1 protein-coding gene is annotated in these 1,123 nt (G+C 41.5%); it reads right to left on the bottom strand.

The annotated features are described in order from the left end of the window. Positions 1-116: 116 nt before the first annotated feature. Positions 117-890, bottom strand: coding sequence for a hydroxyacylglutathione hydrolase (gene gloB / locus G1O98_RS38310; protein ID WP_163939684.1), 774 nt, complete (start codon positions 888-890; stop codon positions 117-119). Between the last annotated feature and the right edge of the window lie 233 nt (positions 891-1,123).

Genomic DNA, 1,123 nt, shown 5'->3' with positions numbered 1-1,123 from the left:
GGGGAAGCAGGGGGAATTATTGAACAAGTCTCTCTCTCGTCTCTTCTTCATGTTGAATTCCCAATCCCCAATCCCCAATCCCTAATCCCTAATCCCTAATCCCTAATCCCTAACCCCTAAAAGTTATTCTTCATTTCCCGTATCCGCGCAAAGGTTTGCACTCCATCGCTACTCTTAACAGTTGATTGTAATGATGGCTGATCCCAACGTAAAAATGGATTGGTGTGCTTCTCCACTCCTAGCAGTGAGGGGATGGTAGCTTCTCCTCGACTACGGTAAGCTTTTACTTCGTTGAAGCGTCTTTGTAAGTCAGCGTTGTCGCCATCCACAGTTAAGGCAAATTGCAGATTTTTTAAGGTGTATTCGTGGGCACACCAGATACGTGTATTATCAGGTAGAGAACGCAGTTTGCTTAAAGAATCTACCATTTGGGTCGGTGTTCCTTCAAATAAACGACCGCAACCGCCGGAAAATAGGGTATCACCACAAAATAAATCGCCTGTCTCACTAGCTTCTTGGGGTGGAAAGTAGTAAGCGATGTGAGCGCGGGTATGTCCAGGAACGAAGATAACTTCAGCTATGCGGTCTGCAAACTCGACGCGATCGCCTTGTTGCAAAAATACCTTTTGTCCCGGAATTCTACCACGATCCTCAGCTCCTCCATAAACTATCAATTGGGGAAATTGTTCGATTAATTGCTTATTACCACCCACATGATCGTTATGGTGGTGCGTGTTAAAAATTGCTACCAAATCAGCTTTTAACTCTGCCAGTTTCTTTAATACTGGTTGAGCCTCTGCTGGATCGACAACAGCCGCGATATTGCGTTTGTCGTCATATAACAAGAATATGTAGTTGTCTGAGAGTGCTTCCAGACGGATTACCTGCATTACCTCTGCTCCCTTACAACATAAATGTTTGGTATTGAGTAGCAATCCTAGATTCCAGTGAATAATAGTGCTACATTCACAAGCTATATCAAGTGTTTATACTTTGTTTATTATAGCTGTAGTGCAATATTACCTATGATATTATACTTCTGTGTTTACACAGTAATTTTACCTAAATAAAGTAAAATTTAGATGAATTTATCAGTGAATTTTCTCTGGGAATAGTTATAAAT

This window comes from Nostoc sp. UIC 10630 (assembly GCF_010747425.1).
Classification (GTDB): Bacteria; Cyanobacteriota; Cyanobacteriia; order Cyanobacteriales; family Nostocaceae; genus Nostoc.
The sequence above is the reverse complement of the archived record's forward strand: the minus strand, read 5'-3'. Positions and strand labels throughout refer to the sequence as shown.